16 protein-coding genes are annotated in these 25,740 nt (G+C 52.2%); 12 read left to right on the top strand and 4 right to left on the bottom strand.

The window, feature by feature from the left end; genetic code table 11:
- The first annotated feature begins 351 nt into the window (after positions 1-351).
- From gltB to VHA_RS10020, 7 genes are all read left to right on the top strand, one after another.
- Complete coding sequence (gene gltB / locus VHA_RS09990; protein ID WP_040528749.1) at positions 352-4,818, top strand: glutamate synthase large subunit; 4,467 nt, start codon at positions 352-354, stop codon at positions 4,816-4,818.
- Positions 4,819-4,829: 11 nt separating this feature from the next.
- Positions 4,830-6,245, top strand: coding sequence for an FAD-dependent oxidoreductase (locus tag VHA_RS09995; RefSeq protein ID WP_005503941.1), 1,416 nt, complete (start codon positions 4,830-4,832; stop codon positions 6,243-6,245).
- A 107-nt stretch (positions 6,246-6,352) separates the two neighbouring features.
- Entirely contained in the window at positions 6,353-7,054 is a 702-nt protein-coding gene (gene mtnN / locus VHA_RS10000) for a 5'-methylthioadenosine/S-adenosylhomocysteine nucleosidase (RefSeq protein WP_005503942.1), read from the top strand.
- A 4-nt stretch (positions 7,055-7,058) separates the two neighbouring features.
- Positions 7,059-8,024 carry a cobalamin biosynthesis family protein gene (locus tag VHA_RS10005; protein WP_005503943.1) on the top strand — a complete coding sequence of 322 codons (966 nt, stop codon included), beginning with the start codon at positions 7,059-7,061 and terminating at the stop codon, positions 8,022-8,024.
- Positions 8,024-8,848 carry a vitamin B12 ABC transporter substrate-binding protein BtuF gene (gene btuF, locus VHA_RS10010; protein ID WP_040528610.1) on the top strand — a complete coding sequence of 275 codons (825 nt, stop codon included), beginning with the start codon at positions 8,024-8,026 and terminating at the stop codon, positions 8,846-8,848. The genes VHA_RS10005 and btuF overlap by 1 nt, the downstream gene beginning before the upstream one ends.
- 90 nt (positions 8,849-8,938) lie before the next feature.
- A complete protein-coding gene (locus tag VHA_RS10015; RefSeq protein WP_005503945.1) occupies positions 8,939-9,550 on the top strand; it encodes a TRIC cation channel family protein in 612 nt (203 codons plus the stop codon).
- A 220-nt stretch (positions 9,551-9,770) separates the two neighbouring features.
- The gene (locus tag VHA_RS10020) at positions 9,771-10,187 is read left to right on the top strand and encodes a VOC family protein (RefSeq protein ID WP_005503946.1); all 417 of its coding nucleotides are present in this window, start codon (positions 9,771-9,773) and stop codon (positions 10,185-10,187) included.
- Positions 10,188-10,251: 64 nt separating this feature from the next.
- On the opposite strand, the gene tyrS is transcribed toward VHA_RS10020, so the two are convergent.
- Positions 10,252-11,439 carry a tyrosine--tRNA ligase gene (gene tyrS / locus VHA_RS10025; protein WP_005503947.1) on the bottom strand — a complete coding sequence of 396 codons (1,188 nt, stop codon included), beginning with the start codon at positions 11,437-11,439 and terminating at the stop codon, positions 10,252-10,254.
- A 208-nt stretch (positions 11,440-11,647) separates the two neighbouring features.
- Here tyrS and shyC point away from each other — a divergent pair, with 208 nt between their 5' ends.
- Positions 11,648-12,967 carry a peptidoglycan DD-endopeptidase ShyC gene (shyC, locus tag VHA_RS10030; RefSeq protein ID WP_040528611.1) on the top strand — a complete coding sequence of 440 codons (1,320 nt, stop codon included), beginning with the start codon at positions 11,648-11,650 and terminating at the stop codon, positions 12,965-12,967.
- A gap of 66 nt (positions 12,968-13,033) precedes the next feature.
- Here the strand turns inward: shyC and VHA_RS10035 are convergent, their stop codons facing one another.
- The 3 genes from VHA_RS10035 to erpA form a co-directional block, all read right to left on the bottom strand.
- Positions 13,034-16,207 carry an efflux RND transporter permease subunit gene (locus tag VHA_RS10035; RefSeq protein WP_005503949.1) on the bottom strand — a complete coding sequence of 1,058 codons (3,174 nt, stop codon included), beginning with the start codon at positions 16,205-16,207 and terminating at the stop codon, positions 13,034-13,036.
- Complete coding sequence (locus VHA_RS10040; RefSeq protein WP_050778538.1) at positions 16,191-17,315, bottom strand: efflux RND transporter periplasmic adaptor subunit; 1,125 nt, start codon at positions 17,313-17,315, stop codon at positions 16,191-16,193. The genes VHA_RS10035 and VHA_RS10040 overlap by 17 nt, the downstream gene beginning before the upstream one ends.
- 117 nt (positions 17,316-17,432) lie before the next feature.
- Positions 17,433-17,774, bottom strand: coding sequence for an iron-sulfur cluster insertion protein ErpA (gene erpA / locus VHA_RS10045; protein WP_040528752.1), 342 nt, complete (start codon positions 17,772-17,774; stop codon positions 17,433-17,435).
- Between the two features lie 232 nt (positions 17,775-18,006).
- Here erpA and hemL point away from each other — a divergent pair, with 232 nt between their 5' ends.
- From hemL to VHA_RS10065, 4 genes are all read left to right on the top strand, one after another.
- Positions 18,007-19,296, top strand: a complete 1,290-nt coding sequence (hemL, locus tag VHA_RS10050) for a glutamate-1-semialdehyde 2,1-aminomutase (RefSeq protein ID WP_005503952.1) — start codon at positions 18,007-18,009, stop codon at positions 19,294-19,296.
- A 245-nt stretch (positions 19,297-19,541) separates the two neighbouring features.
- Entirely contained in the window at positions 19,542-20,624 is a 1,083-nt protein-coding gene (locus tag VHA_RS10055; protein WP_005503954.1) for an AI-2E family transporter, read from the top strand.
- A gap of 81 nt (positions 20,625-20,705) precedes the next feature.
- Entirely contained in the window at positions 20,706-21,731 is a 1,026-nt protein-coding gene (gene rsmC / locus VHA_RS10060) for a 16S rRNA (guanine(1207)-N(2))-methyltransferase RsmC (RefSeq protein ID WP_005503955.1), read from the top strand.
- 233 nt (positions 21,732-21,964) lie between these two features.
- The gene (locus VHA_RS10065) at positions 21,965-25,342 is read left to right on the top strand and encodes a hybrid sensor histidine kinase/response regulator (RefSeq protein WP_005503956.1); all 3,378 of its coding nucleotides are present in this window, start codon (positions 21,965-21,967) and stop codon (positions 25,340-25,342) included.
- Positions 25,343-25,740: the final 398 nt, after the last annotated feature.

The following is a 25,740-nucleotide window of genomic DNA, read 5'->3' on the forward strand; positions in this document are numbered from 1 at the left end:
TCACATCAAAGCCTCGCCGACCAAAAATTAACAACTTTTTTCAAATAACCCTTCAGAAGAACCCCATTAATCTTTGCGACTGAGTGAAAAGAACCGCCACAAAATGCTGTATGCAGACAGAGTTTTCGACATATATACCTATTAGTCCGCAAAGTTAATGCAATATGACAAAGTTTGACCTCTTCGCCATTAACCGATAACGTGAAAGGTCGGTATAAATTAACCGAGCTAACTCGAACCTGATTTTCCGGTAAAGCACACTTCCAGGAAGGGAGGACACGGATGATCGGGGGCCAAGAAGGCAAGAAAAACTGCAGTCACTGCCTGGGGCAGTCGCAAGGGAGAATTGCAATGTCGCTGTATGATCCGACGCTGGAGAAAGACAACTGCGGCTTTGGCCTTATTGCCCATACCGAGGGTGAGGCCAGCCACAAGCTTGTCCGGACCGCGATTTCCGCACTTGACCGAATGACCCATCGCGGCGCGATTAACGCCGATGGGAAAACCGGTGACGGGTGCGGCTTATTACTTCAAAAGCCCGATAACTTTTTCCGAATCATCGCTGAAGAGAATAACTGGACCCTCAGTAAACTCTATGGCGTAGGGATGATTTTCCTCAGTAAAGACCCCGCGAAAGCGCAACATGCCAAAGCGGTGTTTGAAAAGGAAATTGCCGCTGAAACCCTGTCTATTGTGGGCTGGCGTGAAGTTCCCACTAACGAGGACGTGCTGGGCGAAATCGCCGCCAGCAGCGTCCCGCATATCGAGCAGGTATTTATCAACGGCCCTGCGGGCTGGCGGGCTCGCGATCTCGAGCGCCGCCTGTATATCGCCCGCCGCCGCGCTGAGAAAGCGCTCGCTGAAGATAGCGATTTCTACATCACCAGTCTGTCGACGCGCACCATAGTCTATAAAGGCCTGTGCATGCCGGCCGACCTGCCACGCTTTTACCTGGATCTGGCAGATCTGAGGCTGGAAGCGTCTATCTGTCTGTTCCACCAGCGTTTTTCCACCAATACCACGCCAAAATGGCCGCTGGCACAGCCGTTCCGCTATCTCGCCCACAACGGTGAAATCAACACCATTGAAGGAAACCGCCAGTGGGCGCGGGCCCGTGCTTACAAATTCAATTCACCCCTGCTGCCCGATCTAAAAGAGGCGGCACCTTTTGTGAATGAAACCGGCTCTGACAGCTCAAGTCTGGATAACATGCTGGAAGTGTTTCTCGCCGGTGGCATGGATCTCTTCCGTGCGATGCGCATGCTGGTGCCGCCTGCCTGGCAAAATCATCCGGACATGGACCCGGACCTACGCGCCTTTTACGATTTTAACTCCATGCACATGGAACCGTGGGATGGCCCTGCCGGCATCGTGATGTCAGATGGCCGCTACGCCGCCTGTAACCTTGACCGCAACGGCCTACGCCCTGCCCGCTATGTGGTGACCAAAGACAAACTCATCACCCTGGCCTCTGAAGTCGGGATCTGGGACTACGCCCCGGATGAAGTGGCAGAAAAAGGCCGTGTCGGGCCCGGCGAGCTGTTGGTTATCGACACATTCGAAGGCGAAGTGTGGCATTCGGCAGATATCGACAATGAACTAAAATGCCGCCACCCTTACAAACAGTGGCTCGAAAACAACGTGAAGCGGCTGACACCATTCGAAGAGCGTAAGACCGATGACAACGCCGGCCAACGCAGCATGGATGATGACGAGCTGCTGGTTTACCAAAAACTGTTCGGCATTTCCAACGAAGAGCAGGATCAGGTGCTGCGGGTACTGGGCGATATCGGGCAGGAAGCCACAGGCTCTATGGGAGATGACACTCCGATGGCGGTACTTTCGTCAAAAGAGCGCCATATCGCCGATTATTTCCGCCAGAAATTTGCCCAGGTCACCAACCCACCTATCGATCCGCTGCGCGAAAATCACGTCATGTCACTGGCAACCTGTATTGGCCGCGAGATGAACGTGTTCTCGGAAACCGACGGTCACGCGCAGCGCGTCGCATTCAAGAGCCCGGTATTGCTGTACTCCGACATGGTTCAGCTTCTGGAGTTGGACGATGAGCACTACCGCAACAGCATCATCGACATCAACTTCAATCCGGACGAAAAACATCTCGAACAGGCGATTTTAGATGTCTGCGATCAGGTTGAGCGTGTGGTACGTGACGGGACCGTGCTGGTGGTGTTGTCTGACCGTGGTATCGCCAAAGGCAAGCTCCCCATTCCTGCGGCCATGGCCGTCGGTGCTGTGCAGAAACGTCTGGTCGATGCCCAGCTTCGCTGCGACGCCAACATTGTGGTAGAAACCGCATCCGCCCGGGATCCGCACCAGTTTGCAGTATTGCTTGGCTTTGGTGCCACGGCGGTTTATCCGTATCTGGCGTACGAATCCATTGCCAAGATGGTGGAAAAAGGCGTCATCCAGCAATCGATGCCTGATGCCATGCTGAATTTCCGCAACGGGATCAACAAAGGCCTGTTCAAGATCATGTCCAAAATGGGCATTTCGACCATTGCCTCTTACCGTTGTGCCCAGCTGTTTGAAGCGGTTGGCCTGAGCGACAAGGTTGTCGACCTCTGTTTTAAAGGTGTGGCAAGCCGGATCCAGGGGGCAGATTTTGATGATTTCCAGCAAGATCTTATCAATCTTGCCCGCCGTGCATGGCTAAAACGCAAGCCTGTCGAACATGGCGGGTTGCTGAAATATGTCCATGGCGGCGAATACCATGCATACAACCCGGATGTGGTCAGCACGCTGCAATCGGCTGTCCGTTCCGGCGATGCCATGGACTATAAAACCTACGCTGACACCGTGAACAAGCGTCCGGTCTCGTCACTGCGCGACCTGATGAAACTGAAACCCGCCGATAAGCCTATTTCTCTTGAGAAAGTAGAAGCGGCCACGGAGCTCTTCAAACGTTTTGACTCTGCGGCCATGTCAATCGGCGCCCTGAGCCCCGAAGCGCACGAAGCACTGGCGATTGCGATGAACCGCCTTGGCGGTAACTCCAACTCCGGAGAAGGCGGTGAAGACCCACGCCGTTTCAATTCCGAGCGTAACTCGCGCATCAAACAGATTGCTTCAGGCCGTTTTGGTGTCACTCCGCACTACCTGACTAACGCTGATGTGCTGCAAATCAAAGTCGCACAGGGCGCGAAACCGGGTGAAGGCGGTCAGTTGCCGGGGCACAAAGTCACGGCTGAAATTGCACGTCTTCGCCACTCGGTGCAGGGCGTGACTCTGATTTCACCGCCTCCGCACCACGATATCTACTCCATTGAAGATTTGGCGCAGCTGATTTTCGATTTGAAACAAGTGAATCCGGATGCACTGGTTTCTGTGAAGCTGGTTTCCGAGCCAGGCGTAGGCACCATCGCCGTCGGTGTTGCGAAAGCGTACGCCGACCTTATCACCATTTCAGGTTACGACGGTGGTACAGGCGCAAGCCCACTGACATCAGTAAAATATGCTGGTAGCCCGTGGGAGCTTGGCTTGGCGGAAACCCAGCAGGCGCTGGTGACCAATGGCCTTCGCCACAAAATCCGCCTGCAGGTGGATGGCGGCCTGAAAACTGGCCTCGATATCATCAAAGCCACGATTCTGGGCGCAGAAAGCTTTGGTTTCGGTACTGCACCCATGGTCGCGCTGGGCTGTAAATACCTGCGCATCTGCCACCTCAATAACTGCGCCACCGGTGTTGCTACCCAGGATGACACCCTGCGCCGTGAGTACTTTAAAGGGTTGCCAGAGCAGGTAATGAACTTCTTCAAGGGCCTTGGCGAAGAAGTCCGTGAACTCATGGCACAGCTTGGCGTTGAAAAGCTCACCGACCTGATTGGCCGCACCGATTTGCTGGAAGCGGTGGAAGGCTTCACGGCCAAGCAGCTAAAGCTCGACCTTTCCGGCATTCTGGAAAGCCCGCAACCAAAACCGGGGAAAACCGTGTTCTGGAGCGAGCCGAATGTGCCGTTTGATAAGGCAGAGCTCAACAGGAAACTGCTGGAAACCTTCGAAAGCGCCATTGAAGCGCGCAGCCCCGCAAGCTGTTACCTCGACATCCGCAACACGGATCGCTCTGTGGGCGCATCACTTTCAGGGGCAATCGCCAAACGCTATGGCAACCAGGGCATGGTTGCGTCGCCACTTGATATTCACCTGCAAGGTACTGCAGGCCAGTCTTTTGGTGTGTGGAACGCAGGCGGCGTGAACCTGACCCTGACCGGGGATGCCAACGACTATGTCGGAAAGGGCATGGCTGGCGGCAATATCGTGATCAAACCGCCAGTGGGATCGGCCTTCAAACCTGAAGAGTCCACCATTATCGGTAACACCTGTCTGTATGGTGCAACGGGCGGCAAGCTGTTTGCGGCCGGTAAGGCCGGTGAGCGTTTTGCAGTACGTAACTCCGGGGCACAGGCCGTGGTCGAAGGCGCCGGCGACAACGCCTGTGAATATATGACAGGCGGTATTGTGGCGATCCTTGGTCGCACCGGGGTTAACTTTGGTGCCGGCATGACCGGTGGTTTTGCCTATGTTCTCGACGAAGCGGGCGATTTTGCCGGCCGCGTCAACCCAGAACTGGTGGAGGCACTGTCACTCGACAAGCTGCCGATTCATCAGGAACACCTCCGTGGTCTGATTGATCAACATTTCGAGCTGACAGGCTCGTGCCGTGCGCAGGAGATCCTCGCCGACTTTGAACAATGGATCTGTAAATTCTACCTGGTGAAACCCAAAGCGGCGGACGTGCGTTCCCTACTGGGCCACCAAAGCCGGAGCGCAGCAGAGCTGCGTGTCCAGGCGCAGTAACGGAGGACCCTATGAGCCAGAACGTATACCAGTTTATTGACGTGCAGCGTATCGATCCGCGAAAAAAGCCGATCAAAACGCGTAAAAACCAGTTCGTGGAAATCTACGAACCGTTCACCCACAAGCAGGCCTCAGCACAGGCTGACCGCTGCCTCGATTGCGGTAACCCCTACTGTGAGTGGAAGTGCCCGGTACACAACTACATCCCACAGTGGCTGAAGCTTGCACAGGAAGGGCGCATTCTGGAGGCTGTTGAGCTGTCTCACCAGACCAATAGCTTGCCGGAAGTATGTGGCCGGGTCTGCCCGCAGGACAGGCTCTGTGAAGGCTCCTGTACCCTGAATGAAGACTTTGGCGCGGTAACCATTGGTAATGTGGAAAAATACATCACCGACAAAGCATTCGAGATGGGCTGGAAGCCGGATATGTCAGGCGTCACCTGGACCGATAAGAAAGTCGCTATCATCGGTGCGGGCCCTGCCGGGCTTGCCTGTGCAGACATCTTGGTGCGCAACGGCGTCAAACCAGTGGTGTTTGACCGCTACCCGGAAATCGGCGGCCTGCTGACCTTCGGCATCCCCTCCTTCAAGCTGGAAAAGGAGGTGATGCGTAACCGACAGCGCGTGTTTACTGAAATGGGGGTCGAGTTCTGCCTCAATACCGAAGTGGGTAAAGATGTCGAATTACAGTCTTTGCTTGATGAGTACGATGCGGTATTCCTCGGTGTCGGCACCTACCAGTCCATGCGTGCAGGTCTGGAAAATGAAGATGCGCCGGGTGTGTTTGATGCCCTGCCGTTTTTGGTGGCCAATACCTACCGCGTGATGGATTTGAAGGAAAATCCGCCGGAATACATCGACATGGCAGGCAAGAAGGTGGTTGTACTGGGTGGTGGTGACACCGCCATGGACTGTGTCCGCACCTCTATCCGCCAGAACGCCAAGCACGTCGTTTGTGCTTATCGCCGCGACGAAGCCAACATGCCGGGCAGCCGCCGCGAAGTGAAAAACGCGCGTGAGGAAGGGGTGAACTTTATGTTCAACCTGCAGCCTCTTGGCATAGAAGTGGATAGCAGCGGCAAGGTCAGCGGCGTCAAGGTGGTGAAAACAGCACTGGGTGAGCCGGATGAAGCCGGTCGCCGCCGCCCACAGCCCATCGAAGGCAGTGAGCATGTCTTGCCCGCTGATGCGGTGATCATGGCGTTCGGTTTCCAACCACACAAAATGGCGTGGTTAGAACCATTTGGTGTTGAGCTCGACCCATGGGGACGCATCAAAGCGCCAGCACAATCAGAGTACGCCTACCAGACCACCAACAACAAAATTTTCGCGGGTGGTGATGCGGTACGCGGGTCTGATCTGGTGGTCACTGCCATTGATGAAGGCCGTAAGGCGGCGGAAGGTATCCTCGATTATCTTAAAGTCTAAGCCGTCTCCAAACCGACAGAAAAGTGCCTGCAAAGGCACTTTTTTTTCGCCCCATTTCTTGCCCGTGATACACTCTGGCTATTCCCTGATTGTTTAAGAGCGACAAGATGAAGATCGGTATTATCGGTGCCATGGAGCAGGAAGTGGCCCTGCTAAAAAACAAAATGAACAACTGCCAACTTCAGGAAATCGGTGGCAATAAATTCTATACAGGTGATCTCAATGGCGTGAATGTGGTGCTGCTGCAATCAGGCATTGGGAAAGTCGCCGCAGCGGTGGGCACCTCCATCCTGCTTGAACGCTTCAAGCCTACTGCTGTTATCAATACCGGCTCTGCCGGCGGTTTTGATAGCAGCTTGAACTTAGGTGATGTGGTCATTTCTACTGATGTGGCTTACCACGATGCAGACGTGACCGCGTTTGGTTACACCATGGGCCAGATGGCAGGCCAGCCAGCAACCTTCACCTCTGATGAAAAACTGATGGACGTAGCAGAACAGGCACTGGCAGCGATGGATCCCGCGCTACATGCCGTCCGCGGCCTTATCTGCACCGGAGATACCTTTGTCTGCACCGCAGAGCGCCAGAACTACATCCGCGAGCACTTCCCGTCAGTGATTGCAGTTGAAATGGAAGCGGCAGCGATTGCCCAGGCGTGTCACCAGTTCAAGGTGCCGTTTGTGGTTGTCCGTGCCATTTCTGATGTGGCTGATAAAGAATCACCGATGACGTTTGACGAGTTCCTGCCACTGGCAGCGAAAAGCTCAAGCGCGATGGTGGAGAAGATGGTCGACCTGCTGAACGCATAATGTCATGAAAGTGCTCCTCACTCCACTGGATGCCTTACTGGCACATACCACCTTGCTGGCGATGTGGGGAGCCATTCTTTTGCACTGGTTTTTTCCCGTACCCAGTGATATCAGCCCCCTCACCCTGTGGCGCCGCGTGGCCGATGCCATTTCCGACAAAGTCAATCATGCCGAAGATACCCCCGAGCAGCAGCGGCTTGCCGGCGCGTTATCACTCGCCATCATGTGGTTGACGGTTGCTGTGTTGCTGGTTGCCTTAAAACAACTGGTCTGGATAGACTGGCTGTTTGAATTGCTGCTGCTCTGGCTTGCACTTGGCTGGAAACCGGTAACTAATCTGGCACTAGAGGTAGAGCGCGCCCTGTCCCGCGACGACAAACCGCAGGCCCGTACCCTGCTCGCGACTGCCCTTAACCGGCAAACCTATTCACTCTCCCCGGTTGGCATTGCCAAAGCTGGCTGCGAAACCCTACTGGTGGGATATGTAAGAGGCCTGATTGGTATCCTGTTCTGGTATGCCGTAGCCGGCGGTATTGGGGCATTTCTTTATGCCTTGGTTGCCCAGCTTACCCGTACCTGGCCACCAAGAAAGCAGGAATACGCGCAATTTGGTCTGCCGACGTCTGCCATGCTCAGTCTGCTGGACTGGCTACCTTCACGGCTCTTTGCCTTACTGATCGCTGCCGGGCACCGCTTCCAGCCTGCACTCACCGCCATTCGGGAGCAAGGACAAAACTGGTCAGTAAACGGGGCCGGTTGGCTGCTCGCTGCATCTGGCGCCAAGTTCCAGCTTGCCCTTGGAGGACCTGCGATTTATGACGATGAAAAATGCGTCCGTCCCAACGTCGGTGGCGAAATTGCACCATCCTCCCTGCATCTTGCCCTGTTGAACCAGACGCTCAGGCAAAAAGCCCTGCTCTGGATTGTGATCCAAAGTTTTCTGATGTGGTTTGCCCACGGATTATTATGATGTTCCGATTTTTTTTCCTGCTTCTTTTGCTGCCCACATTGGCGTCTGCTGCCCCACTTCGGGTGATCAGTCTTTCTCCGCATACCACAGAGCTTGCCTTCGAAGCGGGTCTTGGCGACAACCTGATCGCAGTCAGCGCACACAGTGACTATCCACCTGAAGCGCTGAAACTGGAGCAAGTAGCCAACTACCGCGGAATTAATATAGAGCGGGTAGTAACGCTGAAACCGGATCTGGTGCTTGCCTGGAAAGGAGGCAATCCGGATAAGGAGCTCACAAAGCTGGAAAAGCTCGGCATCAAGGTGTTCTATTCCAATCCGCATTCCCTTTATGATGCCGCTGACAACATAGAGAAGCTGGGCGCGTGGTCAGACAATCCGGCGCTTGCCAAAGCCCGTGCAGACGCCGTGAGGCAGGAACTTGCGAGCATTGAGGCCAGTCAGCAGGGAAAAAGCAAAGTGCCTTATTTCTACCAGCTCAGTGTGACCCCGATGTTAACCAATAACGGGGAACACTGGCCGCAGCCGCTGTTTAGCCTGTGTGGGGGAGAGAATATTTTTGCTGACAGCACCGCCCCTTACCCACAAGTGGGCATGGAGCAGATTGTGGTCAGAAAACCTGAAGCCATTTTCTATCCCGCAGACAGCGCCAGGCCGCTGGAAAGCTGGCAAAAATGGCAAGCGTTTATTCCTGCGGTGAAAAACAACGCCATTTTCGCAGTGACAGGAGATTGGTTGAACCGCCCCACCCCACGCGCCCTGAAAGCAGTGAAGCAGATCTGCGCCGCCTTGGATAAGGTCAGAAACGATCCGGTTCACGATTAATAACACTATTCCCAAACGCAGGATTGCCCGGCTGCGGCTTTCACGTAGAATCGCGCCGCCCTTTGTTTTTTATGGATGACATTGCGCATTATGCTTCTGTATATCTTGGACATGTTTGGCACAGTTGTTTTCGCGATATCAGGCATATTGCTGGCCAGTAAACTGCGGATGGATCCCTTCGGCATGGTCGTGCTGGCAATGGTAACGGCGATTGGCGGTGGCACTATCCGCGATATGGCGCTGGGAGCCACGCCGGTATTTTGGGTCAACCAACCGCAATACCTGTGGGTGATACTCGCGACCTGTGCCCTTTCCATGTTATTAATCCGGCAGCCCCGCCGCCTTCCCTGGTACGTGTTGCCAGTGGCAGATGCCATTGGCCTGGCGGTTTTTGTTGCTATTGGCGTCGATAAGGCACTGAGTTACGGCGCATCCCCGATGGTCGCTGTCATCATGGGGGTTGTCACCGGGTGTGGTGGCGGTATTATCCGTGATGTCCTTGCCCGTGAAATTCCAATGATATTCCGTACCGAAGTGTATGCGACTGCCTGTATTGTGGGCGGCATAATGCATACCCTGATGCTGGCGGCCAATATTGATATTGAGCTCGCTTCCGTCGCCGGAATGATCACCACACTGCTTATCCGCCTCGCGGCTATTCGCTGGCACCTCTCTTTGCCCGTCTTCAGCTCGGGCAAATAAACCACTACTGACGTTTAGGCGCATTGACTGGTGCGCTTTTCATTCCCTCATCAAACTTTCATACTGTTTCACTAAAAAACAATATTGCTTCCAGATTTTCAAATGCCATCTTCCTTTCCACTCATTAAGTAAAGTTTTTAATTTATTTAATGGGTGCGACAGCTATTATGTAAACAAATAACTTTACTTACCTCATCATATAAACAATCGGGAGCACTCTATGAACAGTTATGTCGAACACGCCAACATCACCGTCACCAATCTGGACAATGCGATCCTGTTTTTACAAACCGCCATGCCTGAGTTTGTCGTCCGGGGGAAAGGTTATAGTGACGATCACGGTTGGTGCCACCTTGGTACTAATACCTCTTACATTGCCCTGCAGGAAGTGGTGATCAACAAAGCGGTCGAGCGTATCCCTTTCCGCCAGCTTGGCGTCAATCACATCGGTTTTGTGGTGACAGATGCAGAAAAAGCAGCAAGCCGTTTACGTGAAGCCGGCTATCAGGAGGTCTCTTTTGATAAAACCCACCCTGCCCGCAAGCGGGCTTATTTTCTCGATAGCGACGGTAACGAATGGGAATTTATAGAGTACCTGACCGATACCATTGCAAGCCGTAACGACTATTTGCTTTAACAGCTTCAAGAGGAAACTAAAGGGAAGAGAGAAAAAAGGCGCCAAATCGACGCCTTTTTGGGGATTATGCCAGCGTAATACGGGCAAATTTACGTTTACCGACTTGGTAAACCGCTGTACCTGCTGCCGGTACAAGCTTGGTGTCATCCACTTTCTCACCATCAATTTTCACCGCACCCTGGCGGATCATACGCATGGCATCAGAGGTTGAGCCTACCAGATCAGCGTCTTTTAACAGGTTGGCGATTGCTACACCCTGTGCAAATGAGAACTCTGGCATTTCGTCAGGCATCGCGCCTTTCTGGAAACGGTTGATAAAGTCAGCTTCTGCGGCGTCAGCATCAGCTTCAGAGTGGAAGCGTGCAATGATTTCTTTTGCCAGCAGGATCTTCACGTCACGTGGGTTACGACCATTGGCGATCTCTTGTTTCAGACCTTCAATCTCTTCCAGTGGACGGAAAGACAGCAGCTCGTAGTAGTTCCACATCAGATCGTCAGAAATCGACATGATTTTGCCGAACATTTCATTTGGCGCGTCACTGATACCGATATAGTTGTTCGCCGATTTCGACATCTTCTTCACGCCATCCAGACCCACCAGCAGAGGCATAGTGATCACCACCTGTTGTGGCTGACCGTTTTGTTTTTGCAATTCACGGCCCATCAGCAGGTTGAATTTCTGGTCAGTACCGCCAAGCTCAACATCCGCTTCCAGCGCGACAGAGTCATAACCTTGCAGGAGCGGATAAATGAACTCGTGGATCGCGATAGGTTGGTTGTTGCTGTAACGCTTCTTAAAGTCGTCGCGCTCAAGCATACGGGCAACGGTTGAGCTTGCTGCCAGACGGATCATGCCATCTGTACCCAGTTCACCCAGCCAGCTTGAGTTAAACTCGACGCGGGTTTTATTCGGGTCCAGAATCTTGAAGATCTGCTCTTTATAGGTTTCAGCATTTGCCAGAACCTGTTCGCGGGTCAGCGGTGGACGTGTTGTGTTCTTACCACTTGGATCACCCACCATCGCGGTATAATCGCCGATCAGGAAAATCACTTCATGGCCCAGCTCCTGGAAAGCACGCAGTTTATTCATGATCACAGTGTGACCCAGGTGAATGTCCGGTGCAGTTGGATCCGCGCCCAACTTGATACGAAGAGGTCGGTTTTCTTTCAGTTTTGCAATCAGTTCCTCTTCAGGAATCAACTCCTCAACACCACGCTTAATTTCAGCCAGCGCGGCTTCAATGCTTGCCATATTTTAACGCTCCCACAGAATCGGCATTTTTTCGTAAGCAGACATACTACTTGAATAGCGATGGTTTTTGAAACCAGTTAGACTTGTTATATCAGAACTCCCTGACGTTTCAGGATATCGAAGCCAAAGGGGTGACGACGCCATATCTATTTTTAAAGGGAATTGGCACATCCCAACACAATCCATTTTCTTAACGACTATTTTTTTAATGCCTGTTAAACATATTGTTGCGCTACCCAGACTACACCAAGTCTCGATTATGGCGATCAGTGCTTTTATAGTACTGCTGATTTTGCTCCCCTCAGAAACACCGGCTCCACACCCGGAAGCCAGGTTTGAAGTAGGTAAACAATATCCCATCCCCTTAGATACCCTGTCATTACTGCCGCCCGAAAGCGAGCAGCAACCGATGACCGCTTTTGCGCCGCTGGAATGGCACAAATTCAAAGTACAGGCTGGTGATAGCCTGGCGGTTATCTTTGACCGCGTTGGGATCAGCCCTACCACCCTTTACCGCCTGATCAACAGCGATAAGGGCACCAAGTCTTTAGCCTCTTTAAAGGTGGGAGATGAAATCCATTTGGGGTTTGATGAAAATGGCCTGTTTACCCAGTTGATACAACCTAAAAGTGCCAACGAAAAGCTGATTGTGACCCGCATCGGTGACAAGTTCTTTTCCAAAACGGAATCAATACAAATTGATACCCAGGTAAACTTCGCCTCTGCCACAATCACGTCCAGCTTTTGGAATGCCGGTGTCAGCGCGGGGCTCAACGCCAACCAAATAATGGAGTTGGCAGGTATTTTCGGCTGGGATATCGACTTTGCCCTTGATATCCGCCAAGGTGACAAGTTTTCCGTGTTGTTCGAAGAGCAGCTGGTAGAAGGTGAATTAATCGGCCGTGGCAACATATTGGCCGCCACTTTCACCAACCAGGGAGAAACCTTCACCGCGATTCGCGCTGAAAACGGAAAATACTATGACGAGAAAGGGCGTGCGATGAGAAAAGCCTTCCTGCGCTCGCCTGTCAACTTCCGTTACGTAAGTTCAAACTTCAATCCACGTCGCCTGCACCCAGTCACAGGCAGGGTAAGGGCACACCGTGGTACTGACTATGTGGCTCCGGTAGGTACACCTATTTGGGCGGCAGGTGACGGTATTGTGATGAAATCGGCCTACAACAAATTTAACGGCCATTATGTGTTTATCCGCCACAGCTCAACTTACATTACCAAGTACCTGCATTTGACCAAGCGCAAAGTGAAAACAGGACAGCGGGTAAAACAGGGACAAACCATCGGTACCCTCGGAGGAACAGGACGTGTCACCGGCCCTCATCTGCATTATGAGTTTCTGGTAAACGGCGTTCACAAAAACCCACGGACAGTTCAGTTACCCGAAGCCAAATCGCTGGCAGGAAAAGAAAAAACTGCGTTTATGGCACTGGCCAAAGACCGGATGACACAGCTTAACAAGTTAGCGCAGTTATTGGCATCGATTGGCACGCTGGAGCGAGGGGTTTCATAAAATCACCCGTTACAACACAAAAAAGCAGCGTTTCTCACGCTGCTTTTTTGTTATTGCATAGCAACCTCAGAACTGAGGATCAACGTCCCGTAGCGGCATTGGGAAATCGCTTTCCCTCTCTTCCACTTGCCAGTTGCCCTGCTTGTCTTTTTTACTTGCTCCTTTAGGCTCTCTCGCCAGCATCAAAAGACACGGTGTCAGCACCAAGGTCAGCAAGGTAGAAAAGGTAAGACCACCAGCAACAGCCGTCGCAAGTTGCGACCACCACTGGGTACTTGGCGCACCAAATTCGACGCCACGGTTAACCAAATCGACGTTCATCTCAAGCACCATGGGCATCAGACCAAGAACCGTCGTTACCGTCGTCAGCAGTACCGGACGCAGACGCTGAGCCCCAGTACGCAAGATAGCATCGACTTTTTCCAGTCCACGGCGGCGCAACACATTGTAAGTATCAATCAACACAATATTATTGTTTACCACAATCCCCGCCAGTGTAATCACACCGACTCCGGACATGATCACGCCAAACGGGCGCTGGAAGATCAGAAGGCCAAGGAAAACGCCGACCGTGGAGAACAGCACAGCACTCAGGATCAAAAATGCCTGATAGAAGCTGTTGAATTGGGTGATAAGGATCAATGCCATCGCTGCCAGTGCCGCTATAAAGGCGGTCACCAAAAACGCTGAACTCTCATCCTGCGCTTCGTTCTGGCCACGCAGAGTAATGATCACTTCCGGTGGCAAGCCCAGCGCTTCAATCTTCTCGTTCAGGCCCGGTAAGGAGAGACTGAGGTTGTAACCTTCCGCCATGTCTGCCATTACCTTGATCACCCGACGTCCATCAACGCGGTCAATGTTGCCCTGCTTTGGCTCTGGCTTGATCCGGGCAAAGTTGGTGATAGGCACCAATCCGTATGGTGTTTTCACCCTCAGTTCATCAAAACGGCCAATATCACGTTTTTCTTCGGGGTACCGCACCAGAATATCGACTTCTTCGTTAGCATCATCTGGCAGATAGTCGCCAATCTTGAGGCCATTAGTCACGAACTGGACGGTATTTCCCACCAACAGGGCATCGGCACCAAAACGGGCGGCATCTTCACGATCAATATCAATGGCCCAGTCAATCCCCGGTTTGGTCAGGGTATCACTGTAGTTGGTGAATGCAGGATCCTGCTCAAGCAAGGCACGGATCTGTTTGGCGGCAGGCGCAATCAAGCTGTTGTCAGCCGCACTGACTTCAATCGACAAGTCATGATCACTGGGTGGTCCGGCATCCGGCTTTTTGAATTCCAGCTCCAGACCGGCAAGATCGGCGGTTTTATCACGCAACTCTTCAATGATCTCTTTCACCTTACGCCGCTGTTGCCAGTCCACCGGCTTCATCTGGATGATGCCAATCTCATCCTGCCCGCCGGTTTTGGTATAGACACTTTCGATTTCGTCCATACCCATCACACGCTGCTCTACTTCTTTCATCAGCGCGTCTTTTTCGAAGATGGATAAATCGCCGTGTGAGCGGACTTTGATATTGAAAAACGGCGGGTCGACGTCCGGGAAGAATTCAGAGCCTAATCCGGACTTGCCGTAAGCAAAGAAGACGCCACCCGCCACAATCAAGGCAGCAATGAGGATTTTGATCGGGTGTCTGATCGCGACCGACAGTGTTTTTATGTATGCCCTGGTAATACCGCGGGCCTGGGAGAAGTCACCTTGTTCAAGCGCATAGGTGCGAGCCTGTTGTTCTGCAGTCAGCGGCAAGGGCCTACCCATCATGCTGCCCAGCACTGGCACAAACAGCAGTGCCATCGCCAGTGACGCTGACAGCGTAGCGATCAGTGTCAGCGGCATATATCCCATAAACTCACCGGTGATCCCCGGCCAAAACAGAAGCGGGGCAAAGGCTGCAAGCGTTGTCGCCGTTGAAGCAATGATTGGCCATGCCATCCGGTGTGCTGCTTCGCGGTATGCCATTTTACGATCGACGCCTTCCCGCATCCGGCGATCGGCATATTCCGTGACGACAATCGCGCCGTCCACCAGAAGGCCCACCGCCATAATTAGCGAGAACAACACAACTATATTTACCGTCAGGCCACTCAGCGCGAGCACCACCAACCCTGTCAGGAAAGAACCCGGAATCGATACCCCGACCAACAGCGCCGTGCGGGCCCCCAGAATAGCGATAATAACGATCACCACCAGCAGGATAGCGGACAGGATGTTGTTTTGAAGATCGGTCAACATCGAGCGCACATCGTCAGAACCATCCCAGGTGTATTTGACCTGGAGAGCGGCGGGCCAAAGCGATGATGCCCGCGCTTCTTCCATCACCGCTTTGGCAAGCTCAACGGTTTCAATAATATTCTCACCAGCGCGTTTTTTGACATCCAGCACCACGGCAGGCTTGCCATCCAGTCGGGCAAAGCTTTCGGGATCCTTGAATGCACGGCGCACCTTGGCAACATCGCCAAACGTCACCACCTGATTGCCATCAATTTTAATCGGCAGAGTCAGGATATCCTTGGCGGTTTCAAATACCGATGGCACTTTAACTGAAAAGCGTCCATAGCCGGTATCAACATAACCGGCGGCGACAACACGGTTATTCCTTGAAATCAGGTTGAAGATATCTTGCTGGTCAAGGCCATAGCTTTCGAGCAGCAGTGGCTCGACAATGATCTCGACCACATCCTCCCGGTCGCCGGCAATATCGACTTCTAGAATCTGTTTGAAGCCCTCAAGCTTCTCTTGAAGCTCACGGGCCACGTTGACAATCGCCCGCTCGGAGACATCACCATACAGGGCAATAGAAAGTACCGGCTGCATGTTGGCGAAAGTGACTTCATTCACCGTCGGCTCGTCGCTGTCATCCGGCAGACGCGGTTTGACCAAATCCACGGCTTCACGCACATCCGCCATCGCTTCATCCAGATCGACACCGACATTGAACTCCAGGGTGACAGACGCATGCCCTTCCGAAGCGATGGCTGTCATCTCCTTAATGCCTTCAATAGACCGAAGTTCTTGCTCAACAGGACGCACCAGAAGACGTTCTGCATCTTCTGGGGAAATCCCTTCATGGCTGACAGAAACGTAGATAACTGGAATGGTGATGTCAGGATCAGATTCTTTAGGAATGGTTTGATAGGTATAAAAGCCTGCGACCAGAAGCACCAGCAACAGAGTGATCATGGTGCGTGTGCGTGCCAGTGAAGCATCAATCAAGTTTCTCATCTGATGCTCCTGTTATCGTGTACTGTGCTGGGGACTGGCGCACCACATCGACGGCATCACCATCGCGCACGAAACCTTGTCCTTTGGTGATTATATCTACCTCATCCCCCAACCCAGATAACCAGACACCGTTTTGCTCAGCTTTCACCACATTGGCAGGCACAAAGGCAACGTTGCTTTCCCGCAGGGTTTTCACACCAAGGTTCCCTTTTTCATCGAGCGCCAGCATGGATGGGCTAAGTTTGACGGCACGTTTTTGCTCCAGTGCCAAATCCACTTCGGCACTGATCCCCGCTGGCAGGGTTTGGTCTGGGTTAGGAATTTCCAGCTCAATCGTGAAGGTATGGGTCTCCGGCGATGAGATACTCGACTGATAACGCAGACGCCCTTCTTTTGCGGTGCCATCAACGAGCAACACCTTGGCTGGCAGCGATGCATCAATATTGCGGATATGGCGCTCACTGACATCTGCGGTCACGATCAGGGGATCGAGGTCAAGCAATGTTGCAACCGGGTCGCCAACCCCCAGATAATCGCCCACTTCCACAGTCATATCATCCACGATGCCATCAAACGGTGCACGGACTGCCGTGTTCGACAGCGCCAGTTCAAGGTTTTCCACCGTCGCCCGAGCCTCAGCCAGATTAGCTTGTGCCTGCGAGAAGGCCACTTCACCCTGCAGACCTTTTTGACTCAAAGAACTGGCTGCGTTGTATTCTTTTTGGCGAACCTGCAACAGGGCTTTCGCGCGCTTAATCTGGGCTTCACGATCCCCTTTGTCGATAAAAATCAGCAGATCGCCCTTTTTCACTGCCGCACCTTTCCTGACACTCACCTTGATAACCCGCCCTGATGCTTCGGCAGAAATGGTGGCATCCCGGTCAGGTTCGGTACGGCCATATAATGAAATCGAGCGCGTAACAGGCTCAGAAAAAAAGGTTTCGACCGACACTTTAGTGAGAGGAGTAACTGTCTCTTTGCTTGCCGGTGGCGGGCCATCATCGCTGTGTCCTGTACCTACCCAAAACAGCAGGGCGCACAATAGCACAAGGGAAATGATCCAGGGACGCTGGGATAGAAAAGACGTTTTCGTGCCTGCATTCGCCATAGTAATTCATCCTGACGTGGTTACTGCAGTGAGAAGAAAACGGGCACATATCCATCAAGCCCGTTTGATGACTATCCGGCGTCAAAGTGCACCGGATGTTTGTACGTGTTATACAGTTTATACGCTGAAAGATGCGCCACAACCACAAGTCGTGGTTGCATTCGGGTTATTGACGAAGAAACGTGAACCTTCTAACCCTTCGGTGTAATCGACTTCACCACCAATCAAATATTGCAGGCTCATTGGGTCAACCACTAGAGTAACGCCACATTTTTCAATGGTCATGTCGCCATCGTTTACGTTTTCATCAAACGTAAAACCATATTGGAAGCCACTGCAGCCGCCGCCGGTGATATACACACGCAGCTTCAGGTTCGGGTTTTCCTCTTCCTGGATCAGCGTTTTTACCTTATTCGCCGCGGTCTCAGTAAACTGCAACGGCAACGTGGTATCGCTCATTTCTACCTCACAAAACGTCTTTTTATTTGATTGCATTATCCAGTACCTGACTAAAACGTTCAAGTATTGGTCATCAAATGGAAATTTAACCCGCAATATACACCATGTTTGGGGCGGATGTGATGCCTACCTCATCATCTATCTCGCACCCAGTAAACGTATCCCGTACAATACGTAACAACCGTGAATTCATAATCAATGGCCCAAGGTCAACAGGCCCTAGGAAAGAACCATGACAAAATCAGCCGAGCTATTTCAACAAGCCCGAAAAACCATCCCTGGTGGTGTGAACTCCCCGGTTCGCGCTTTTGCTGGTGTAGGGGGCGACCCTATTTTTATCGAGCGTGCTGACGGCGCTTACATTTACGATGCCGACGGCAAAGCTTATATCGACTATGTCGGCTCGTGGGGCCCGATGATTCTGGGTCATAATCATCCAAGCATCCGTGATGCTGTGATTGCAGCAGCGGAAAACGGCCTGAGTTTTGGCGCTCCGACCGCGCGCGAAATTACCCTGGCAGAACTGGTCAGCAAGCTGGTGCCGTCGATGGAAATGGTACGCATGGTAAGCTCTGGGACTGAAGCCACCATGAGCGCTATCCGTCTGGCACGTGGTTTTACCCGCCGCGACAAATTCATCAAATTTGAAGGTTGCTATCACGGCCATGCGGACTGCCTACTGGTGAAAGCGGGCTCTGGAGCCCTGACGCTGGGTGAACCGACATCTCCGGGTGTCCCTGCTGATTTTGCCAAACACACCCTGACCTGCACCTTCAACGATCTCGCGTCTGTCCGTGCGGCTTTCGAGCAGTATCCAGAAGAGATCGCGTGCATTATCGTTGAGCCGGTAGCGGGCAATATGAACTGTATCCCGCCACAGGAAGGTTTCCTTGAAGGGCTTCGCGCACTGTGTGATGAATTTGGTGCGCTGCTGATTTTTGATGAGGTGATGACAGGCTTCCGTGTTGCACTGGGCGGCGCGCAGGCACATTACAACATCAAGCCGGATCTCACGACGCTGGGTAAAGTTATCGGTGGTGGTATGCCGGTCGGTGCCTTTGGTGGCCGCCGTGATGTGATGGAATACATTGCGCCAACAGGCCCGGTTTACCAGGCGGGTACGCTGTCAGGCAATCCTGTTGCCATGGCTGCCGGTGAAGCGGCACTGACTGAACTTGCCAAAGAAGGCAATGAAGCACGTCTGGCAGAGCTGACCAAACGCCTGGCTGAGGGCTTCAAAGCCGCAGCAGACAAACACGGCGTTGCCCTGACCACCAACCAGGTCGGCGGCATGTTCGGTTTCTTCTTTACCGACAAAGCGCGTATCACCTGTTTTGCTGACGTGCAGCAGTGTGATATTGAAAAGTTCAAACGTTTCTTCCACCTGATGCTGGAAGAAGGCGTGTATCTTGCGCCATCGGCCTTTGAAGCCAGCTTTACATCACTGGCCCACGGTGAAAAAGAGCTGGAAGCAACGCTGGCTGCGGCAGACCGCGCGTTTGCCAGACTGGCAGCAGAATAAACCTTAAAGGTGTAGGAAAACGGAGCCCCGGCTCCGTTTTTTATTGCCAGTTCAACGCCACCAGCACAACAATTACCGCAAGGCATAACAACGGCAGGCTCACCCTGCGTCGTTTTTTAGGCTCACAGTTGCCATCACAACACGGCATGATTTTTATCCTTTCTCGTTGAATCGTCACAACGTATCATAAGCGTCACACTACACTGTTCTCCAGACCTTTTAGCGAGAAACTGAGGAGCTGAGCTGTGGCATCATTCAAAGCCGAACCGAGACACTGGATACTGATTGGCGCATTAGCCCTGGCCGCTTATGCCTGCTATATGTTGATCGCCCCCTACATAGGCTCGATTGTGCTGGCCTTCATCGTCTCCTTGTTGTTTTTCCCCTTGCATGACCGCATTGAGCAGAAACTGCCCTCACACCCCAACGTTGCCGCCGCCCTCTCCTGCATCTTGCTGACGGTGATGATTATCATCCCGATGATTTTCGTTGCCGCCGCTATCCTGGGCCAGGGGGTGACATTTTTCACTGGTGCCTACGAATGGCTGACACAAGGAGGCGCCAAGGCAATACTCGATGCGCCTTGGGTCAAATCCGTACTGGCTCTGGTAGACAAATGGCTGCCCACGGAATCTATTAATCCGCAGGAGCTGGTCGCCAAAGCCGCCTCCACCGTTTCGGCTCTCAGTTCACAGATGATAGGCATGAGTTCAAAGATCCTGGGCGATGTAACCGGTGTCTTCGTCAACTTCCTGTTGATGTTGTTTGTACTCTTTTTCCTGTTACGCGACCATGAAAAGATCATCAACACATTGCGCCATGTCAGTCCGCTTTCCCGCAGCCAGGAAGATACCCTGCTGGATGAAGCAGAAAAGGTCGCCAAGTCTGCTGTGCTGGGTTCTTTTCTCACCGCATTGGCACAGGGGCTTGTCGGGGGCTTTGCCATGTGGCTGGCAGGCTTTGCCGGCCTTTTCTGGGGCACCATGATGGCATTTGCCTCTTTTATTCCCGTCGTTGGCACCGCGCTTATCTGGGTCCCGGCTGCCACCTACCTGTTCTTGATTGGCCAGTGGGAATGGGCAGCGTTTCTGGCCGGCTGGGGTGTGATTGTTGTTGGCTCAATTGATAATCTCCTGCGTCCGCTTCTGATGCAGGGTAATTCGGGCATGAATACCCTGCTGATTTTCTTCTCCTTAATTGGAGGCCTTCATGTTTATGGCCTGATGGGATTGATTTATGGGCCAATTATCTTCTCACTGACGCTGGTGCTGTTCCGTATGTACGAAACTGAATTCCACAGCTTTTTGGAGAAGCAGGACAACTCCTGACCGCAATGGCGCAGCTGTATTCCCTCCCACCCCGGTTTGTGGGAGAATCCGCGCCTCTTAGTTTTATAGCCAGAGGTATTCATGCCCTACACTGCCCCCAGTCAAATCGCGGCCCGTCAACTCGCCTACTTTGAAGGCAAACATGTACTGCTTGCCGGCGAGCTGGAAGATACTTTTGCGACAGAATTGTTGGGTACGGCAGAAAGTGTCAGCATTTTTACCACCAATCTGGCATACGCTAACCAGATGCGCCGCTTTGACGGCATTGCTGTCCAGTTTGGTGAGGTCTATCAGGCATTACCTCACGTTGATATGGTGATGCTGTACTGGCCGAAAGCCAAAGCTGAAGCTGAGTTCCTGTTGGCGATGTTGATGGCCGCCCTCGGTAAAGGCACTGAAATTGTCGTGGTCGGCGAAAACCGCAGTGGCGTAAAAAGCATCGAGAAAATTTTTGCTCCCTATGGCAAGGTTACCAAGTTCGATTCCGCCCGCCGTTGCAGCTTCTATTGGGGGCAATGCGACAATGAACCCGCTCCCTTCTCCCTGGACGACTGGTATAAGAGTTATCCGTTGAATGTGGGTGAGCAATCACTGACTATCCGCTCGTTACCGGGTGTTTTCAGTCACGGTGAATTGGATGAAGGAACTCAACTGTTACTAAATACGCTGCCAACATTGACCGGCAGTGTGCTGGATTTTGGCTGCGGCGCAGGTGTGATTGGCGCCGTCATCAAACAACGCTATCCGGAGACCCATATCACCTTGGTCGATATCAGCGCCCTGGCTGTCGCTTCCGCCCGGGAAACACTGCGTTTTAACCACCTTGATGGCGAGGTTTTCGCTTCCGATGTATACAGTGACATTAACACCCCGTTTAATAACATCGTCAGCAACCCACCGTTTCATGCCGGGTTGAAAACCCATTATGCGGCAACAGAAACCTTCCTGAGCGAAGCCCCAGCGCATTTACATCCCCAGGGGCAACTGATGATTGTGGCTAATCGCTTCCTTCGTTATCCGCCCTTTATCGAAAGCGCATTCGGACACTGTCATACACCCGCGAAAAACCACAAATTCACTATTTATCATGCTGTTAAAAACGGCTAAATCGGAGGGGAGCTGGAAGGCTCCCTTCTTGAAGAAACCTATACACCCTCGTTAAAAACGTTAATTTTGCGCACTGACACGAAGTTCATTATTGACTTACTTGCCAACAAAAATTAAGCCAGTATAAGGACAAAAGATCGATTTCTTTCATACAGATGCGCTGTCGTCCTCCCGTCGTCAATTTCCACAAGCCCGGCTGACTTATAGCGCCTTTTCATTTGTCAGGCAGAAACATGCAAAAAAAACAGAAATTCAAGCGATTGAAGCACACGCTGATGCTCGCTTTTCTGGTGCTGAGTATTACGCCTCTCACCCTGCTGGCGATCTTCTTTTTGGAATCTCACAGCAGCGATCTCGAACAACAGAGCACCACGCACCTTTCCTTCCTTCGTGACAATAAGAAAGAGCAAATCATCAGTTATTTTGCGGCGCGTCAGTCCGAAGTAAAATCCTTCAGCCGTTCTGAACTGGCTACTGCCAGCGGTGGCCGTTTTTATGGTTTGATCGCCGCTTTCCATCAGCTTGGCGATACGGAAAAAGAAGCACGCAAAGCGGCACGTGAACGATACGCGGTTTCCCCACCCCAGAACCAGGCCCAAACACCCCAAGATGCCAACTTCATTGGTAGCGAACGCTATCGCCTGCTTCACAAACGCTATGACTGGGCCTACAAGGAGCACCTGAAGCGTTCGGATTTTTCTGACATCCTGCTTGTCGATATCCACGGCAATGTGGCGTATTCCGCATTGAAAGATGATGTGTTTGCCGCCAACCTGTTGTCTGAACAATGGCGTGATACCGCCATCGGCAAAACCTTTGCTGAACTCCATGATATTGCCAATACCCCGTTGGTTGATGACGACGATATGCCTATCGTTTTCAGCGATTTTTCCCAGCAGGAAAACGGCGAGATGGTGGCCTGGTTTGCTGCCCCCATCATCCAGCAGGGATATCTACACAGCTATGTGTTGTTCCGGCTGACAAATACAACACTGGATAAGATGCTAAAAACGTCCCCGCAGGAAAAGGGGTATATCAGCACCCTCCTGGTGGGAAGCGACATGATCCCGCGAAATATTGTCAGCACAGAAAGGCTCACCCCAATCAATAGCAACGCCATTGAAGCGGCGCTATCCGGGCTTCGTGATGTCGGCAGTTTCCTCAGCCCCAACAATGAGCGTGTACTCGGCGCTTACGCACCGGTTCAGATACAGGATAAAACCTGGGCACTTATTCTCGAATTACCGGAAGAGGAGGCATTCGCCCGCATCTATCAGCTGGAAAAAATTTTTGTGGTCGTCATGGTGATCGCTATCTTACTGGTCGTCATCGGCTCACACCTTCTGTCTCATTCTATTACCGCACCACTGTTGAAGCTCACCTGGGCTGCAGAGCAAGTCTCAGCAGGCGATCTGGACCAGAAGATAAACAATACCGATCGTGAAGATGAAATTGGCCGGCTTGCGGTCAGCTTTGCCCGTATGCAGCGCTCAGTACGTGACAAACTGGCGCTTATTCGCGAGCAAAATAAGGAGCTTGAGCAAAACATTCAGCTTATCAAGCAAAAGAATGAAGAGTTACAGCAAGCAGATCGAATGAAGGATGACTTCCTTGCCACTACATCCCATGAGCTTCGCACACCGCTTCACGGCATGGTAGGGATTGCTGAATCGATGCTTGCCGGGGCTGAAGGGCCACTACCGGAGCGCCAGAAGCACCAGCTTCGTATGATCATCAACAGCGGTGAACGCCTGTCTAACCTGGTAGATGATCTGCTCGATTACCATAAGATGCGCTATGGCGATGTGGAGATCTCCCCACAAGCCGTTGACACTGCCAATGCCGTACGTCTGGTGATTGAACTTTCCAGCCGCCTGTTGGGCGGAAAACCGGTACGCATCATCAACCAGGTTCCCATTGACCTGCCACTTGTCAGGGCTGATGGACAGCGGCTCGAACAAGTGCTTTACAACCTGATAGGCAATGCCATTAAGTATACTGACGAAGGGAAAATCATCATTTCCGCGACGGTACTGCAAGGGCAGTTACGGATCCAGGTGGTGGATACCGGTCAGGGCATTCCTTCCGATCAGTTGGAATACATCTTTGAACCACTGACGCAGGCCAGAGAATCCAACACCCAGTATCGCCAGGGCGCCGGACTCGGCCTTTCAATCAGTCGTCAATTGATTGATATCATGGGCGGCCAGTTGTATGTCTCCAGCCAGCCTATGGTCGGCACAACATTCAGCTTCACCTTGCCCCTAGCCACCGAAGAAGATAAAGCAAAAACACGTCTTGCCAACAACGTGCACTTTGCTGCCCCACATGCCGAGCTTGAGCCGGTTGATTACACCCAGTTGCCGGAAAATCCGGACGGCCCCCTTATTCTGGTTGTCGACGATGAACCAGTGAACCTGCAAATTCTCAACAACTTCCTGCGTCTGGAAGGGTATCGTGTCAAGGCCGTAGAAAATGGTCGGCAAGCGATTGAGTCAGTCACCATGGAAAAGCCAGCGCTGATGCTGCTCGATGTGATGATGCCAGAACTCAGCGGCTATGAAGTATGTACTCACCTTCGTGAACGCTATAGCCGGGCAGAGCTGCCGATCATCATGCTTTCCGCACTGGGACAGGTTCAGGACAAAGTGAAAGGGTTTGATGCCGGGGCGAATGATTACCTGACCAAGCCATTTAATAAAGATGAGCTCAGTGCCCGCATCCGTGCGTATATCAATGCCTCTCTGACTGAACAGGAACGGGCACAAAACCGTGCTCTACAGAAAGAAATCCATTTCAGGGAGCAAGTGGAAGCGGGACTCCGGGAAGTACAAAACCGTCTGCTCGGCATGCTAGATGCAGCCTCTGAAGGCATTATCTGCGTTCAGGAAGGAGGCCGTATAACCTATGCCAACGATGCCTGCAGTGAGATTTTCCATTTAAGCGCTGAACAGATTGAGCGCCACCAGTTGGATGATTTCCTCGCCATGGCACTACCTGAGCCAGAAGCAAGCCGGGGTCATTACAGTGGTCAGTTCAGGTTCAAGGTAGAAGGCGACATTGTCAATATTGAGACCGATCTCATCACGTTGCCAGAGTCATCAGGCCTGCAGATGATGCTTATCCTGAACACCGGTAAAAAAGCCTCATCACACCGGGTACACCTGCTGGAGAATGCGGTATCAGCCCTTGCCGATTATGCTTATGACGGCGATCTGGAGAAACTGCAACAACTCAGGGAACTGGGTGGGGAGTTTACCCGTATGGCAGACCGTTTCTCAGGTAACAAGCCGGACAAAGCCAGTATACTGCGTGAAACCTTAGTAAAGGTCATGACCATGACACTGAGCTACTGGAGCCACTCAACCGGAAAGACCAAGTTTGATCTTGCAGAAGAAAGCGGCTTGTGGCGTGTGTATCTGGACCGAAGCACCCTACAAACCCGGACACTGGATAAATACCTGCACGTCGAGACAGTACCCAAATCCCCGCGCTGGCGCACGGTGATCAGCACGATTGACTTTGTGTTGGAACGCTGCAGCGATAAGAACAAAGAGCGAAGCGAACTCGAAATACTCAGGGAGCGTCTCCAAAAACTGATTGCCCGCTAGCCCTCACTGCCCCTTTCAGGGGGCAGTTTTATCTTCCCTGAAGGTATTAACACACTTTACCTTGCCACATTCCCCACTCCGTTTATAGCGCTGCTTTAGGGCACGATTATCCACTTATTTTTTTGCATGAAATTCAACATATGCTTGCTCTTACTCCTGCCAGGTCACCTGCTCTTTCCACCGGAAAAACTGCACCATTTTTAACCATCTTCAAACGTGTTCAGATTGATTTTCTGTTTATGAGAACAGAATCACAACAAACTCACGCCTCAAATTTTCAGCAAAAAATTAACGGAGAAAACAAACAGCGATCGAGATCACCCAAACATCAACCCTCAATTAGCCCTTTACATTGAAAGGCGAAAAATGAAAGTAAGCACTAACATTATCTATTGCAG

Source organism: Grimontia hollisae CIP 101886 (genome assembly GCF_000176515.1).
GTDB classification, from domain to species: Bacteria; Pseudomonadota; Gammaproteobacteria; order Enterobacterales; family Vibrionaceae; genus Enterovibrio; species Enterovibrio hollisae.

Bases quoted from the DNA above. Each gene is read 5' to 3' on its own strand.
- VHA_RS10005 (WP_005503943.1), top strand. From the start codon at position 7,059: ATGAAAGTGCTCCTCACTCCACTGGATGCCTTACTGGCACATACCACC.
- VHA_RS10035 (WP_005503949.1), bottom strand. From the start codon at position 16,207: ATGAGAAACTTGATTGATGCTTCACTGGCACGCACACGCACCATGATC.
- hemL (WP_005503952.1), top strand. From the start codon at position 18,007: ATGACAAAATCAGCCGAGCTATTTCAACAAGCCCGAAAAACCATCCCT.
- VHA_RS10040 (WP_050778538.1), bottom strand. From the start codon at position 17,315: ATGGCGAATGCAGGCACGAAAACGTCTTTTCTATCCCAGCGTCCCTGG.
- erpA (WP_040528752.1), bottom strand. From the start codon at position 17,774: ATGAGCGATACCACGTTGCCGTTGCAGTTTACTGAGACCGCGGCGAAT.
- VHA_RS10065 (WP_005503956.1), top strand. From the start codon at position 21,965: ATGCAAAAAAAACAGAAATTCAAGCGATTGAAGCACACGCTGATGCTC.
- btuF (WP_040528610.1), top strand. From the start codon at position 8,024: ATGTTCCGATTTTTTTTCCTGCTTCTTTTGCTGCCCACATTGGCGTCT.
- mtnN (WP_005503942.1), top strand. From the start codon at position 6,353: ATGAAGATCGGTATTATCGGTGCCATGGAGCAGGAAGTGGCCCTGCTA.
- VHA_RS09995 (WP_005503941.1), top strand. From the start codon at position 4,830: ATGAGCCAGAACGTATACCAGTTTATTGACGTGCAGCGTATCGATCCG.
- tyrS (WP_005503947.1), bottom strand. From the start codon at position 11,439: ATGGCAAGCATTGAAGCCGCGCTGGCTGAAATTAAGCGTGGTGTTGAG.
- VHA_RS10020 (WP_005503946.1), top strand. From the start codon at position 9,771: ATGAACAGTTATGTCGAACACGCCAACATCACCGTCACCAATCTGGAC.
- shyC (WP_040528611.1), top strand. From the start codon at position 11,648: ATGCCTGTTAAACATATTGTTGCGCTACCCAGACTACACCAAGTCTCG.
- rsmC (WP_005503955.1), top strand. From the start codon at position 20,706: ATGCCCTACACTGCCCCCAGTCAAATCGCGGCCCGTCAACTCGCCTAC.
- gltB (WP_040528749.1), top strand. From the start codon at position 352: ATGTCGCTGTATGATCCGACGCTGGAGAAAGACAACTGCGGCTTTGGC.
- VHA_RS10015 (WP_005503945.1), top strand. From the start codon at position 8,939: ATGCTTCTGTATATCTTGGACATGTTTGGCACAGTTGTTTTCGCGATA.